The 13,752-nt window shown below is 46.2% G+C and carries 16 protein-coding genes; 11 read left to right on the top strand and 5 right to left on the bottom strand.

The features are described 5' to 3' along the window. Positions 1-301: 301 nt before the first annotated feature. The 3 genes from BACSA_RS07195 to efp all read right to left on the bottom strand — a co-directional run bounded on the left by BACSA_RS07195 (position 302) and on the right by efp (position 2,856). Positions 302-1,375 (bottom strand): PCMD domain-containing protein, encoded by a 1,074-nt coding sequence (locus BACSA_RS07195; protein ID WP_169311440.1) that lies wholly within the window; start codon positions 1,373-1,375, stop codon positions 302-304. 140 nt (positions 1,376-1,515) lie between these two features. After that, positions 1,516-2,025, bottom strand: a complete 510-nt coding sequence (locus tag BACSA_RS07200; protein ID WP_013617449.1) for a calycin-like domain-containing protein — start codon at positions 2,023-2,025, stop codon at positions 1,516-1,518. A 264-nt stretch (positions 2,026-2,289) separates the two neighbouring features. Further along, positions 2,290-2,856, bottom strand: coding sequence for an elongation factor P (efp, locus tag BACSA_RS07205; RefSeq protein WP_013617450.1), 567 nt, complete (start codon positions 2,854-2,856; stop codon positions 2,290-2,292). A 190-nt stretch (positions 2,857-3,046) separates the two neighbouring features. On the opposite strand from efp, the gene rpmH reads away from it, so the two are divergent. The 7 genes from rpmH (at position 3,047) to BACSA_RS07240 (ending at position 8,384) form a co-directional block, all read left to right on the top strand. Continuing rightward, positions 3,047-3,208 carry a 50S ribosomal protein L34 gene (gene rpmH, locus BACSA_RS19280; RefSeq protein WP_007571228.1) on the top strand — a complete coding sequence of 54 codons (162 nt, stop codon included), beginning with the start codon at positions 3,047-3,049 and terminating at the stop codon, positions 3,206-3,208. A gap of 104 nt (positions 3,209-3,312) precedes the next feature. Continuing rightward, positions 3,313-3,954: a PASTA domain-containing protein gene (locus BACSA_RS07215; protein ID WP_013617451.1), complete on the top strand. Its 642-nt coding sequence runs from the start codon at positions 3,313-3,315 to the stop codon at positions 3,952-3,954. A 27-nt stretch (positions 3,955-3,981) separates the two neighbouring features. Next, the gene (locus BACSA_RS07220; RefSeq protein WP_013617452.1) at positions 3,982-5,064 is read left to right on the top strand and encodes an RluA family pseudouridine synthase; all 1,083 of its coding nucleotides are present in this window, start codon (positions 3,982-3,984) and stop codon (positions 5,062-5,064) included. Continuing rightward, positions 5,061-6,041, top strand: a complete 981-nt coding sequence (locus BACSA_RS07225) for a D-alanine--D-alanine ligase (RefSeq protein WP_013617453.1) — start codon at positions 5,061-5,063, stop codon at positions 6,039-6,041. The genes BACSA_RS07220 and BACSA_RS07225 overlap by 4 nt, the downstream gene beginning before the upstream one ends. A 115-nt stretch (positions 6,042-6,156) precedes the next feature. Further along, positions 6,157-7,311: a 1-acyl-sn-glycerol-3-phosphate acyltransferase gene (locus BACSA_RS07230; protein WP_013617454.1), complete on the top strand. Its 1,155-nt coding sequence runs from the start codon at positions 6,157-6,159 to the stop codon at positions 7,309-7,311. After that, a complete protein-coding gene (locus BACSA_RS07235; RefSeq protein ID WP_013617455.1) occupies positions 7,308-7,973 on the top strand; it encodes a NigD1/NigD2 family lipoprotein in 666 nt (221 codons plus the stop codon). Before BACSA_RS07230 ends, BACSA_RS07235 begins: the two co-directional genes overlap by 4 nt. A 12-nt stretch (positions 7,974-7,985) precedes the next feature. Beyond that, positions 7,986-8,384 carry a rhodanese-like domain-containing protein gene (locus tag BACSA_RS07240; RefSeq protein WP_013617456.1) on the top strand — a complete coding sequence of 133 codons (399 nt, stop codon included), beginning with the start codon at positions 7,986-7,988 and terminating at the stop codon, positions 8,382-8,384. Positions 8,385-8,834: 450 nt separating this feature from the next. On the opposite strand, the gene BACSA_RS07245 is transcribed toward BACSA_RS07240, so the two are convergent. Then, positions 8,835-9,797: a Rossmann-fold NAD(P)-binding domain-containing protein gene (locus BACSA_RS07245; protein WP_013617457.1), complete on the bottom strand. Its 963-nt coding sequence runs from the start codon at positions 9,795-9,797 to the stop codon at positions 8,835-8,837. A gap of 27 nt (positions 9,798-9,824) precedes the next feature. Continuing rightward, complete coding sequence (locus BACSA_RS07250) at positions 9,825-11,075, bottom strand: glutamate-5-semialdehyde dehydrogenase (RefSeq protein ID WP_041584283.1); 1,251 nt, start codon at positions 11,073-11,075, stop codon at positions 9,825-9,827. 128 nt (positions 11,076-11,203) lie between these two features. Here BACSA_RS07250 and BACSA_RS07255 point away from each other — a divergent pair, with 128 nt between their 5' ends. From BACSA_RS07255 to tsaB, 4 genes are all read left to right on the top strand, one after another. Further along, the gene (locus BACSA_RS07255) at positions 11,204-11,434 is read left to right on the top strand and encodes a DUF2007-related protein (protein WP_013617459.1); all 231 of its coding nucleotides are present in this window, start codon (positions 11,204-11,206) and stop codon (positions 11,432-11,434) included. Further along, a complete protein-coding gene (locus BACSA_RS07260) occupies positions 11,431-11,898 on the top strand; it encodes an amidohydrolase family protein (protein ID WP_013617460.1) in 468 nt (155 codons plus the stop codon). The genes BACSA_RS07255 and BACSA_RS07260 overlap by 4 nt, the downstream gene beginning before the upstream one ends. 13 nt (positions 11,899-11,911) lie before the next feature. Continuing rightward, positions 11,912-12,886, top strand: a complete 975-nt coding sequence (locus BACSA_RS07265; RefSeq protein WP_013617461.1) for a lytic transglycosylase domain-containing protein — start codon at positions 11,912-11,914, stop codon at positions 12,884-12,886. 174 nt (positions 12,887-13,060) lie between these two features. After that, positions 13,061-13,750 (top strand): tRNA (adenosine(37)-N6)-threonylcarbamoyltransferase complex dimerization subunit type 1 TsaB, encoded by a 690-nt coding sequence (gene tsaB / locus BACSA_RS07270; protein ID WP_013617462.1) that lies wholly within the window; start codon positions 13,061-13,063, stop codon positions 13,748-13,750. Positions 13,751-13,752: the final 2 nt, after the last annotated feature.

Raw genomic sequence — 13,752 nt, forward strand, 5'->3', positions numbered from 1 at the left:
TATCCTACTATTTTATAAAAGAAGAAAGTGCGAAGCCGAATAAATATTCATAGGCTTCGCACTTTCTTCCGTATTGCTTTAGAAGCTGTTTTGAATTTCTTCAAAAAGTTTTTCTTGGCTTGATGTATCCGTTTTCGTGTGTGCTTTGGGCGATTTTTTGATCCTTTCCGCTCCTGTTCTTCGTCAGATAGCCCGCTATCTTCCTCATAGTAAAGACGCAGGATTTTGCGTCTCTACAAAAACTCATCCCAAATCATCGCACGATAAATTCAAAACAGCTTCTTAAAAGCTATAGCAAAAATTATTCGGCTACAACTTCATTTTCAATTGTTACATCATCAATGTATAATGTGCTTCCTACAGCTGCATTATAAGCAGCTCCGTCTGCACTAGCCGAGAAGATAACGGCAAACTTGTATGTCTTGCTGGCATCGTAATCCTTTACATATTCCAAATTCAGTTCGAACGGAGTATATTCAGCTACAGTTTCTCCAGTACCGAACGAAGCCATTGCCACAATCTTATCCGATGTATAGATGGTACTTCCATTCAACGTTTCATCTTCACTTTCCACTTCATACAGAACAGCACTGATGGCGCAAGCATCTTGCCGGTCTGCCTGCAATTCACCTGCGGCATTATAAAACTCTGCACCCGGAGTGTACTTATAATAACCTGATACTTTCACAGGCTTTTTATCATAAAGAATACCAAATTCAGTCGTTGCCATCGGGTCAGCCATAGCAGCCAAAGCATTAAATGCACCCAAGAACACCGATCCGGCAGTCACCTTCGGTATAGTTTGTCCCAAAATACTTCCACCTTGCGTATCAACCGATTCCAGCATAGCAGCTGTACTTCCTGAATGAGCATCTGTGGTCTGACGTACCGGATATTCACCCGTATAAGTAATTCCACCAAATATAGGTCCCATATTCTTAATCAAAGCTACAGCATCGTTACAAGTAGCCCAACCCTCGGGATTTACCACTTCGGGATACATAGCACCTTCGGGAGTAGCCCATGTTTCAAAATCGTACTGGATAAGGCTACCCATATTGCAAGAAACAGTATAAGTCTTAGAAGTACCATCTTCAGCTACTACAGTAAATGTAGCCGAGCCACTTGCAAAACTTACAGCCGAACCGCTTGCCGGAGTTACCGTAGCACCAGCTGAAACTTCAATAGTCGGAACCAAAGCACTTACATCACCACTTTCTTCTGCCTTAAAAGTAATAGTAGCATTAGCCTCATCTATTACCGGTTGAGAAAATACTGCAGCATTGGCCGCTACCGTTGTGTCAAAAGTAAACGATGTTATATTCGCTTCACTGCTTCTTATTACATCATCATCCTCATCACATGATGTAAACAACGATGCTATACATATTGCAACAAACAAGTAAAAAAACAAATATTTTCTCATTTTCATCAAAATTGAATCACCAATAAAAATAAAAAAGCACGGAAAGCGAGAAACCTCTCCTCACACCCGTGCTCCAAAAATTTTCATTTTCAATTGGCAGCTTTTGTACCTTCGTAAGTCACCTCCACTGTATAAGGAACAGGATTTCCCAACAACGATACATTGTCTATGTTTAAATCAAGATTCAATTTCCCATTCTCAAAAGTACCCGTAGCATCAATATCAGCTTCAAGCATCCCCGCTACAGCCAAACTGGAAGTAGCTGTGAAATTATAGGTATTATCACCTGCGCTCGTCAATTGACAATTTTCCAAGGCAATATTGCCTATAGGCATTTCCATAAATGTAAAGTCTGTAATCTGCAAATCTACTGCATTGTCTCCTGCTTTCGCAACCGATATGGTCTGTGAAATAGCATCCCCCGTAGGAACAGAAACCCCATCTGTAACCAAAGCAATACTCAAATTACCTTGATAATCACCAATGACAGAGTCCGCCGCAGAGACAGTTTCTACCGGATCGTCATCATCACTACATGAAGTGAAGAAAGGCATCGTGCAAAGCACGGCAAACACATAAAAAAACAAATTCTTTTTCATTTCCTTCAAATTAAAGTTTAGTTAATCAACAAATAACTTACACGAATTGTTGTAAGCCGGATGCAAAAATGGAAGAAATCCCCAATATACGCAAGGTCTATTTATATGACTTATGTTCTATTTTTAAGAGAAAACGATAAATAAGCAATTTTTTCAGCCACACATGCAATACATACTTCAGATTTTCCTAAAATAAGCAAGGCTGCATTCTTGTTTGACACGAAAATGCAGCCTATATAATATAATAAGGAGTAGTCCTATCGATTAAGCCTTCACACGGCCTACGTATGAACCGTCGCGGGTATCAACCTCAATGGTCTCATCTTGATTGATGAACAGAGGCACGCGCACTGTAGCACCTGTTTCCAGCGTAGCAGGCTTTGTAGCGTTAGTAGCGGTATCACCTTTCAAGCCCGGTTCGGTATAAGTGACTTTCAACTGAACTTTTACCGGAAGTTCGGCAAACAGGATAGTTTCAGTAGAAGCGTCAGAAACCACATCTACCACCATTTCTTCTTTCAGGAAGTTAACGCCTTCAATCAAATCGTGAGCGATGGGGACTTGTTCGTAAGTTTCCTGATTCATGAAAATATAATCTTCGCCTTCCTTGTAAAGGAATTGGTAAGGACGACGCTCTACACGTACGTCTTCCAGCTTTTCACCGATGTTGAAGCGGCGTTCCAACACATATCCGTCTACCACATCTTTCAGTTTCGTACGCATAAAGGTATTACCCTTACCCGGTTTTACATGCAAAAAGTCGATGCAAAAATACAACTTGCCATCCATGCGGATTGCGGTTCCAATCTTAATGTCTTGAGCATTAATCATAACTAAAATCTTTATTTATTGTGATTATTGAATTATCTTCTTACTTTCAATTCGGGTGCAAAATTAATCTAAATCAGGGAAAAACACAAAAAGATTTGTCTAAAAATGATTTGTCGTTTGGTTTATTAAAAAAAAGTCACTACTTTTGCACCCCGAACGCAAGGAATAATAACATAATTAGATACGAAAGATGAAAAGAACTTATCAACCCTCGAACAGAAAAAGAAGAAACAAACACGGTTTCCGTGAAAGAATGGCAACCGCTAACGGTCGCCGCGTATTGGCTGCACGTCGTGCTAAAGGTCGTAAGAAACTGACCGTCTCTGACGAATACAACGGCGTAAAAGCATAAGCCTTAGAAAGAAAAAAGCCAAAAGCCGCAAGATGCTGAGACAGTATTTTGTGGCTTTTCTTTTTTGTTGTATATTTGCCTTCGATAATCATTGATTGGTCATTATGATAAAGCTGAAAGACTTTTTTTCGTTCAAACAAAACCGTTTCTTCTGGTTGAACCTTATCGGCATGGCAGTTGCCATCCTTGCATGCATCGGCGGAACTTTGTTTTGGCTCGACGCTTATACGCATCACGGACAATCGTATGTTGTGCCTGACATCAAGCATAAATCATTGGAACAAGCCCAGCTTCTGCTCCACAACCAGCACATACAAGGCATAGTGGTCGATTCGACCTATGTAAAAGAACTCCCGCCGGGCATTGTCCTCGAACAAAAGCCCGAAGCAGGCATGCGGGTAAAAGAAGGACGGACGGTCTACCTGACCATCAACACACGGGAAGTGCCCCGCGTAAGAATCCCCGATATCATCGACAACAGTTCCGTGCGCCAGGCCGCCGCCAAGCTGAAAGCCATGAAGTTCAAGCTGACCGAACCCGAACTGGTTCCGGGAGAACAAGACTGGGTGTACGGCATCAAATACCGAGGCAAAAAGCTGAAATCGGGAGACCGGATTCCTTTCGAATCCCTGCTCACCTTATGCATCGGCAATACCCACCTGCGTGACTCGCTTGCCAACGATTCGCTCAACTTCCAGCTCAATAAGGAAGAGGACGAAGCGCAAGTAGATGAATCGTGGTTTTAATATAGTTGAAAAGACGAACGAATATAGATGAACAGACGAATGGAGATAGATGACATAACCGAACTGGACGATTCCCTCGACGACATCGAGCCGGTGAGCTCCCCGCCCGAATTGTATGAACATTTCCGTGTAACGGTAGATAAAGGGCAAGCGCCGGTACGCATCGACAAATACCTGTTTGAACGGATTGTCAACGCATCGCGCAACCGTATCCAAACGGCTGCAGATAACGGATACGTCATGGCAAACGGGAAACCCGTAAAAAGCAGCTACAAAGTAAAGCCGCTTGATGTGTTGACCGTCATGATGGACCGTCCCCGGTATGAAAACGACATTATCCCCGAAGACATCCCTCTGGATATTGTGTACGAAGACGATGACTTGATGGTGGTAAACAAACCGGCAGGGCTGGTGGTACACCCGGGTTGCGGGAACTATCACGGCACGTTGGTAAACGCCATCGCCTGGCACCTGCGCAATGTGCCTACGTATGACCCGAACGACCCGCAAGTAGGGCTGGTGCACCGTATAGACAAAGACACGTCCGGCCTGTTGGTCATAGCCAAGACTCCGGATGCCAAAACCCATCTGGGCATGCAATTCTACAACAAAACTACAAAACGTGAATACAATGCACTGGTATGGGGCATCATCGATGAAGACGAAGGAACCATCGAGGGCAATATCGGGCGCAACCCGAAAGACCGTATGCAGATGGCGGTGATGAGCGACCCTACCCAAGGGAAACATGCCGTAACGCATTATCAGGTACTGGAACGTCTGGGATATGTCACCCTCGTGAAATGCGTACTCGAAACCGGACGCACGCACCAGATACGTGTACACATGAAACACATCGGACACGTACTGTTCAACGACGAGCGTTACGGAGGGCACGAAATATTAAAAGGAACTCATTTTAGTAAATACAAACAATTTGTGAACAATTGCTTCGCCATTTGTCCCCGGCAAGCGCTGCACGCCAAGACACTGGGATTCGTTCACCCCCGCACAGGCAAGGAACTGTTTTTCACATCCGAATTGCCCGAAGACATGACACATTTGCTGGAAAAATGGAGAGCATACATCAGTAATCGAGAAGAATCATGAAACGTATCATTGCTATCGTAGCAGGAGGAGACTCGTCGGAACACGATGTTTCCATGAAAAGTGCAGAAGGAATCTATTCTTTCATTGACAAGGAGATATATAAGGTATATGTCATCGAACTGAGTCACAAAGGCTGGAATGCCATTTTGGAAGACGGCTCGAAGAGCACAGTCGACAAAAACGACTTCAGCTTTATGGAGAACGGGCAAAAGATAAAGCCCGACTTCGCCTACATCACCATCCACGGCACACCGGGCGAGAACGGCATCCTGCAGGGCTATTTCGAACTGCTCGGCATCCCTTACTCTACGTGTGACGTATTGGTATCGGCACTGACCTTCAACAAGTTCATGACAAACCAATACCTGAAGAGTTTCGGGGTACGTATCGCAGAATCCATGCTGGTACACAAACGGAACGGCATCAGCGATGAAGAAGTAATCGAAAAAATCGGACTGCCCTGCTTTATCAAGCCCAATGCCAGCGGTTCGAGCTTCGGCGTGACCAAGGTGAAGACCAAAGAACAAATCCAGCCTGCCCTGCAAGCGGCTTTCGCCGAATCGGATGACGCCATGATAGAAGCCTATATGGACGGCATTGAACTGGCGAACGGATGCTACAAGACACGGAACAAGTCGGTGGTGTTGCCTATCACGGAAGTGGTCAGCAAGAACGAGTTTTTCGATTTCAATGCCAAATACAACGGACAGGTGACCGAAATCACCCCCGCACGTCTCAGTCCCGAACTGACCGGACGCGTACAAAAGCTCACCTCTGCCATTTACGATATCCTGGGATGCCGGGGCATTGTACGTGTAGACTATATCATCACCGAAGGCGAAAAAATCAACTTGCTTGAAATCAACGCTACGCCTGGCATGACCTCCACCAGCTTTATCCCCCAGCAAGCCCGTGCCGCCGGTATCGATATGAAAGAAATTATGACAGACATCATAGAAGACAACTTTTCGAAATGAAGAATGAAGAATTAAGAATGAAGAATTGCCTTGTCTGCATGGAATTCTTCATTCTTAATTCTTCATTCTTCATTTAAAATGCTTATCTTTGGAACAAACTTTAAAACAAAGTATCATGAACATTCCTGCTGAATTCGACGAGATACGTCCGTATACCCCCGAAGAACTTCCGCAAGTATTCGATGAGCTTGTGGCTGACCCTGATTTCCAGGCTGTTATCAACGTAATAATGCCCGGAGTTCCTCTTGAGGCGTTAAGCCATCAGCTACACCAATGCAAGACAAACCTGGAGGTACAAGCCACCATTTTCTACCCTTTACTCCATAAAATCATCAAAGAGCATAGTGACGGATTCACATTAAACGCTTCTTCTCTGCCCGATAAAGAAAAGAACTATACCTTTATCTCCAATCACCGCGACATTGTGCTCGACCCCGGATTCCTTTCTTTAGGCCTGCTCGATAACCAATTCCCCAATACAGTGGAAATCGCTATCGGCGACAACCTGCTTATTTATCCGTGGATAAAGAAACTGGTGCGGGTAAACAAGTCGTTCATCGTACAGCGCGCACTCAGCATGCGCCAAATGCTGCAAGCCTCGGCACGCATGTCACGCTATATCCATTTTGCCATTACGGAAAAGAAAGAAAATATCTGGATAGCCCAACGCGAAGGACGCGCCAAAGACTCGAACGACCGGACACAGGAAAGCGTACTGAAAATGCTGGCTTTAGCCGGAAAAGACGATGTCGTCGACTCGCTAAAGGAACTGAACATTGTTCCGACTTCCTTATCGTATGAATACGACCCCTGTGATTTCCTGAAAGCCAAAGAAATGCAGCAGAAACGTGACATCGAAGGATTCAAGAAAACGCAAAAAGACGACCTGGTCAATATGCAGACGGGCATTTTCGGATACAAAGGAAGGGTGTATTTCCAGACCGCCCCCTGCCTCAACGAAGAATTAGAAACTCTGCGCGGATTGCCGAAAAATGAGTTATTTGTAAAAGCAGCCCAACTTATCGACCTGCACATACACCGTAACTACCGCCTGTATCCGGGAAACTACATTGCTTGTGATTTGTTGGAAGGCAAACAAACTTTTGCAGACAAGTATGACGAAAAAGAAAAAGCAAAATTTGAAGCTTACCTCCAAAAGAAGCTTGACATGATAGACCTTCCCGACAAAGATATCCCGTTCTTGCGGCAATGCATCTTAACAATGTATGCCAATCCGACCATTAATCATCTGAAAGCGTTACATGTATGACCAGACAGATACTTCCTATCACATTTCTTCTTTGCCTGCTTCTTACAGGAAGCTGCAAAGAAGATACATACGTCTATCCCGATGTCATAACCGAATTCATTGACATCCAGACAGACGGGAGCGGAACCATTACACAGTTGGCCGCTGATAACGGGAGACATTACCGGGTACAGCCACGCGAAGGTTTGGACGGACTTCGTGCCGATACAATCTACCGTACTGTTTCTATTTATCAATTCCTGACCGAAAAAGCCAGCCAAACAGAAGCGGAAGTTATGCTATATTCCAGCAGCATCGTCATCTCTCCCTATCCGGCTAAAGCATCCGAATGGAAAGACAGCATCTATACCGACCCTGTAGACATCCAAAGCATCTGGCGTTCGGGCGATTACTTGAACCTGATAGCAGAAGTAAAACGGAAAGATCAGTCACATGCTTTCCATTTCATCGAAGACAGTATCACTACCGATACCCAAGGCATACGTACATTATACTTACGCCTATACCACAACAGCAATCATGATTACGAAGCGTTTACCGACCCGACTTATCTTTCCGTACCGCTCAGACTTTATCGGGATACTTTGCACACCGGCGACAAGATACGTTTTTACCTCAACACCTACAAAGAAGGCATAACTTACAGAGAATTTACATATTAACCTTTTCAGTTTATGATAAAAAGCATTTATTTCTTTTTCTTCGTATTTGCATGCCTGTTTGGGCTGATGGCATGCAGCGCCAGACCGCAAGACAAATTCAAGAACCTCACGTCCGATGAGTTCGACCGCTTGATTCAAGATGAAAACGTGCAACGGGTAGATGTGCGTACGGTAGCAGAATATAGTGAAGGGCACATTCCGGGCAGCTTGAACATCAATGCACTGGAAGACCATTTTGCCGCTGCTGCCGAAGAAATGCTCGACAAAGACCGTCCTGTGGCTGTATACTGCAAAAGCGGACGCAGAAGCCGGAACGCCGCCCGCATCCTTACCAACTTAGGATATAAAGTCTACAACCTCGACAAAGGATTTGACAATTGGAAAGAATACGGCAAGGAAGTGGAAAAATAGTAAGAAGCTGTTTTGAATTTCTCCAAAAAGTTTTTCTTGGCTTGATGTATCCGTTTTCGTGTGTGCTTTGGGCGATTTTTTGGTCCTTTCCGCTCCTGTTCTTCGTCAGATAGCCCGCTATCTTCCTCATCACACAAGCGAAAATGCCTCAAAAACTCATCCCAAATCATCGCACGATAAATTCAAAACAGCTTCTAAATAATGCCAATCAGGAGTTAAAAGGGAGTTATAGGTAGTTATCGCCCGCAGGGGCGGACTGGGAGTTAGATGCCAATACCTTTTTGCGCCGCTTCTGTAGAGACGATGTGCACATCGTCTCTACTACGTGGCATATACAAAATGCACAAAATAAATACCGCGTGAAGTATAACTCCTGAACGAAGTGATAACTCCCGTGAAACATAACTACGTTTAACTCCTGATTCGCATTATTCATTAGCAACTATTAACTTACAACGCTTGCAACATACGCTTCAACACGACCGTTGCCGAAATTTCACGGTTCGCAGCTTCAGGGATTACCAACGAAGTAGGAGCTTCTATCACATCATCGGTCACAATCATGTTACGGCGTACCGGAAGACAGTGCATGAAGAACGCGTCATTCGTCACTTTCATGTGCGCTGTATCTACCGTCCAACTCATATCCTTACTTAATACCTTACCATAATCAGCAGGATTGGTCACACCCGGACATGCCCAGTTCTTCGCATAAATGAAATCCGCTCCTTCGAAAGCCTTCATCTGGTCGTATTCTACTTTGGCGCCACGTACAAACTTCGGGTCGAGTTCGTAGCCGTGAGGATGCGTAATCACAAAATCCACATCGGCTTCGTTCATGAAATCGGCAAACGAATTGGGCACAGCCTGAGGCAAGGCACGCGGATGGGGTGCCCATGTCAATACCACCTTCGGACGCTCTGTACGCTTATATTCTTCAATGGTTATCAAATCTGCAAAAGCCTGAAGCGGATGTCCCGTAGCAGCTTCCATGGAGAATACCGGCTTGCCCGAATATTGGATAAACTGATTCAGAATCTTTTCGGTATAATCATCCTCGCGGCTCTCGAAACGGGCAAACGAGCGTACACCGATAATATCACAATAGGATGCCATCACCGGAATAGCTTCCAACAGATGCTCGCTCTTATCTCCGTCCATCACCACGCCACGCTCGGTCTCCAGCTTCCACGCTCCCTGGTTCACATCGAGCACAATTACGTCCATGCCCAGGTTACGTGCGGCTTTCTGGGTACTAAGCCGTGTGCGCAAGCTATTATTAAAGAATATCAGCAAGCAAGTGCGGTGTTTGCCCAATGCCTCATATTTATACCGGTCTTTCTTGATTTCAAAAGCTTCGGAAAGGGCGGTCTTCAGGTCGCCCAGGTCAAATACATTCGTGTAAGTTCTCATACAGTTATAACTATTAATTGTCATTTATTAATTATCTCGAATCTGTCCATCTCCTTCTATCAACCACTTGTAAGTGGTAATCTCGCGCAAGCCCATCGGCCCGCGGGCATGGAGCTTCTGCGTACTGATGCCAATCTCAGCCCCTAACCCGAACTGGGCGCCATCGGTGAACGATGTGGGTGCATTGACGTACACACATGCCGCATCTACCATGCGCTGGAAATAAGCAGCGGTATCTTTATCCTCCGTCACAATGCATTCGCTATGCTTCGAACTATAGGCATCGATGTGGGCAAGTGCTTCCTCTATACCCGACACGGTACGGACAGCCATTTTATAATCCATATATTCCGTGCCATAGCTTTCCGGCGAGGCAGGACAAAGCAATGCGGCGGGATAATGCCCTTCGAGTGCCTGACAGGCAGGTCCGTCCGCATACAAAATCACCTGCGATGCCTGCAGGGGCGCACATAATTCAGGCAAGTCCGCCAGACGTTCCCGGTGCACCAGCAAGCAATCCAAGGCATTGCATACGCTTACCCGGCGTGTCTTGGCATTATTCACGATAGCAGCACCTTTTTTCAAGTCACCCGATACATCAAAATACGTATGACACACACCTGCCCCTGTCTCGATAACCGGCACGGTGGCTTCACGGCGCACATAGTCTATCAAGCCTTTGCTCCCGCGAGGAATAATCAAGTCGACCAGCCCTTCGGCATGAAGCAGTTCCGCCGTAGCCTCCCGCTCCGCCGGAAGGAGTTCCACGAGATGTGCATCCAAGTTAAACCGTTGCAACACTTCGTGAATCAAAGATACGATGGCACGGTTCGAGCAATCCGCGTCATGCCCACCTTTCAATACGCAAGCGCTTCCGCTCTTGAAGCACAATGAGAACACATCAAAGCTCACATTGGGACGCGCTTCATAGATAATGCCGATGACCCCGAAAGGCACACTCACCTTTTTCAGGCGCAATCCGTTAGGACGCACCGTTTCTTCCAATATCCTGCCCAATGGAGAAGGCAGCGAAGCCACATTCATCATATCCGAAGCGATGCCTCTCAAACGTTCGGGAGTCAACTTCAAACGGTCATATTTCGGGTCGGAAGGATTCATGCGCCGCAAGTCTTCCGCATTGGCTTCCAGCAAGACATCGGTACGCTCCAAAATCGTTTCCGAAACCGCGCGAAGCACTTCATTGATGCGCTCCTCTTCCAATAGAGGCAACGAGCGCGACGCCTGTCTTACTTGTAACAAAATGTCGGTAATGCTCATAACAATCAATTTAAATCCCTGCAAAAATAAGATTCTTTCCCACATTCCGATACTTTTTGCCCATTTATTTTCGTTATTCTAAAAACTTTTCCTATCTTTGGTTATAGATAACCTAAAAATATACAGATATGGAAGCAAAATCGTATGGTTCACTGATTGAGGTTTACCGGGGAAGCCTTTGGGAAGCCGAATTGGTAAAAGGATTATTGGAATCGGCAGGTGTATCTGCTATGCTGAAAGACGAAAGCTTAGGGGTGATTACCTCTCCCTATAACGAAGTAGGCGGACAAATTCTGGTAATGGTAAACAAAGAAGAAGAAGTATATGCCCGTAAGGTAGTAGAACGAAGACAAGCATGAAAACAATAGTCCTAAGCATGATACTTATGGCACTCTCTGCAACAACGCTTTATGCACAAACGTTGCAGCCCTTTACATGGCAAGCCTACGGGGTAAGTTTCAAGGCTCCCGCAGGCTATACCATAGAAGACGATTCGGAAGAAGGCCTTATTCTCAGCACTCCTACCTATTATATTACGGTGCAATTACTGGAAGGCGAAAGCTTTCAACGCTCCGAACTAACCCAGGAGCTGAAAAACATAGCCGCCGATGACGAAGTGACCCGGCAAAGCAAGGTCACCGATTTCGAACTTCCGCAATTCTACGGCGTACAACTGACCGGGGATTGCGAAAGCGACAAATGCTTGTATTGCTACCTGCTGACCAAAGACAATACGAGCGGCTTTTACGTGTCCATCCTTTATTCCGACTCCGCAGACACCCTTCCGGAAACCATACTGAAAAGCTTTACCCTCGAAGAATAAACCGACATCAGACATGAAAGCATCGTTCACCTCCTTTATCCGTACGGGACTTCCCGTAGCAGCCTTCCTTCTCTCGCTGGCTGCATTCACTTTCTCCCTATCCGCCCAAACCACCGAAGAGGTTTCGGCACCTGCCCCATCCTATAGTTGCGTGGAAGTGCCGAAAAGCATCACCTTTTGCGGCGATACCATCGACCTGACCCGCTTCGACCGCCGGGAAAGGATGGACCGCGAGCTGCTTGCCTTCACTTACATGCATAGCACAACCATCCAGATGATTAAGCGAGCCAACCGTTATTTCCCTATCGTAGAGCCTATCTTGAGCGAAAATGGCGTGCCCGACGATTTCAAATACCTGATGTCGATAGAGAGCAACAACAATCCCTTGGCGCGTTCCGTTGCGGGAGCCGCCGGCTTATGGCAATTCATGCCGGTGACAGGACGGGAATTCGGACTGGAGGTAGGCAACTCGGTGGACGAACGTTATCATGTAGAGAAAGCCACCCGCGCCGCTTGCAAATACCTGAAGCAAGCATACGCACGTTTCGGGAATTGGGTAAGCGTTGCCGCATCTTATAATGCGGGGCAAGGACGCATTTCGAGAGAACTGGACCGCCAATACGAAGAAGACGCCCTCGACCTGCAACTGGTAGAAGAGACTTCCCGCTATGTGTACCGCATCCTTGCGGTGAAAATGCTATTTGCCGACCCGACGAAATTCGGCTTCCGCTTGCGTGCGTCCGACCTCTATCCGCCTATCCCCTACCGGGAAATCAAGGTAGAAAAGACCATCGAAGACCTGCCCCGGTTTGCCAAAAGCCAAGGAACCACCTATGCTTTATTGCGCAACATGAACCCCTGGCTGCGTTCCCGCTCCTTACATGTGCATGGCTCGAAAGTCTATTATCTCCGCATCCCCGACAAGGAAGGCATGCGCTACAATCCCCGGGTGCTTTTCTCTCACGATCCGAAGTGGGTAGTGCCTTAAGGCATACGCTTTCATGCCCCATCGCATATAGCTGCATTGCCCCTCCCATATAGATTCAGGGGACAACGCAACTATATGCAAAAAACACGGACTTAAAACTCACGGACTTAAAAACTCAAGAACTTAAAAAATTATTTGTATATTTGCGCTCTCATATTTATAACAACAAGATTTATGTCATGCATTTTACATATTGAAACCTCTACGGAGGTCTGTTCAGTAGCCGTCAGCCAAGACGGGGCTTGCATCTATTCAAAAGAAGATTTCGAAGGGCCTTCACATGCCGTAGTGCTGGGCGTATATGTAGACGAAGCGCTTTCGTTCATCGATAGCCATGCCATTCCGCTCGATGCCGTTGCGGTAAGCTGCGGACCGGGTTCGTACACCGGATTGCGTATCGGCGTATCCATGGCAAAAGGCATCAGCTATGCACTTCAGATTCCGCTATTGGGAATCCCCACGCTGGAAGTAATGAGCGTACCGGTGTTGCTGCACAAAGAACTGCCCGATGACGCACTGCTCTGCCCCATGATTGACGCACGCCGGATGGAAGTATATGCCGCCGTTTACGACCGTGCGCTGAAAGTGCAACGCCCCATCAGCGCAGATATCATCGATGAAAACTCGTATGCAGCGTTCTTAGCGGAACATCCCGTCTATTTCTTCGGGAACGGGGCGGACAAATGCCGGGAGAAACTTACACATCCCAACGCACATTTCATCGACGGCATCCACCCTCTTGCCAAGTGGATGTTCCCGCTTGCGGAAAAAGCCATGGCAAGAGAAGAATTTAAGGACGTAGCTTACTTCGAACCGTTTTACCTGAAAGAATTTGTGGCTTCAAAGCCGAAGAAACTATTATAACT

The sequence above is a fragment of the Phocaeicola salanitronis DSM 18170 genome (genome assembly GCF_000190575.1).
GTDB lineage: Bacteria > Bacteroidota > Bacteroidia > Bacteroidales > Bacteroidaceae > Phocaeicola > Phocaeicola salanitronis.